Here is a 1,053-nt window from a genome sequence, read left to right as displayed (position 1 = left end):
GTTCCAGTGTGGCTGATCATCCTCTCAAACCAGCTAGGGATCGTCGCCTTGGTGAGCCATTACCTCACCAACTAGCTAATCCCACCTGGGCTAATCTTAGCGCGAGAGGCCCGAAGGTCCCCCTCTTTGGTCCGAAGACGTTATGCGGTATTAGCTATCGTTTCCAATAGTTATCCCCCACACTAAGGYATATTCCCAGGCATTACTCACCCGTCCGCCGCTCGCCGCCCAWYAACGCCCCCGAAGGATTGTTAATGTCGCTGCCGCTCGACTTGCATGTGTTAGGCCTGCCGCCAGCGTTCAATCTGAGCCATGATCAAACTCTTCAATTAGAATTTTTGTGGTCTCTCGACCGGCTCAACGAATACTGATTGAACATCAATAACTAGAAGCTAGTCATGACATTCGAATTGACTGTGCCAAAATAACTTGCGCTATTTTGTATTGGTCACTCAGTTCATTGATAAATCTTTTGACTTAACTTTTTCACGAGTGCCCACACAGATTGCATGGTCAAATTGTTAAAGAACATTGCTTTCAAGCACTTAATGCTGAAGYAGGAGGCGTATAATACGCTTTCCACTTTGAAAGTCAACATAAACTTCTAAGTTATTACTTAAAACTTTATGGTGACTCGTCTCATCGAGACAAGTCGAATTGGGAGCCTGGCGATGTCCTACTCTCACATGGGGAAACCCCACACTACCATCGGCGCTATTACGTTTCACTACTGAGTTCGGCATGGGATCAGGTGGGYCCATAACGCTATGGTCGCCAAGCAAATTCTGTTTTATCTACCGCCTTATGGCAGCAAATAGCAATCTGGGAAAATCTGACTAGTTCTCAAACACCATTCAAGTGCTTCGTGGAGTCCGTAAAAAACCCCTTGGGTGTTGTATGGTTAAGCCTCACGGGCAATTAGTATCAGTTAGCTCAATGCCTCGCAGCACTTACACACCTGACCTATCTACGTCGTAGTCTCCAACAACCCTTTAGGATACTTAAAGTATCAGGGATGACTCATCTCAGGGCTCGCTTCGCGCTTAGATGCTT

At 46.6% G+C, this 1,053-nt stretch carries 3 rRNA genes; all 3 read right to left on the bottom strand.

Annotated features, from left to right (window positions below):
* Positions 1–332: ribosomal RNA gene (locus tag L4D78_RS28270) — 16S ribosomal RNA — on the bottom strand; the annotation flags it as partial.
* Between the two features lie 331 nt (positions 333–663).
* Positions 664–779, bottom strand: a 5S ribosomal RNA gene (gene rrf / locus L4D78_RS28265).
* A gap of 118 nt (positions 780–897) precedes the next feature.
* Positions 898–1,053: ribosomal RNA gene (locus L4D78_RS28260) — 23S ribosomal RNA — on the bottom strand; the annotation flags it as partial.

Source organism: Photobacterium minamisatsumaniensis, from assembly GCF_050336695.1.
Taxonomy (GTDB): domain Bacteria; phylum Pseudomonadota; class Gammaproteobacteria; order Enterobacterales; family Vibrionaceae; genus Photobacterium; species Photobacterium minamisatsumaniensis.
Note: the sequence above shows the minus strand (reverse complement) of the source record. Positions and strands in the feature narration are given on the sequence as shown.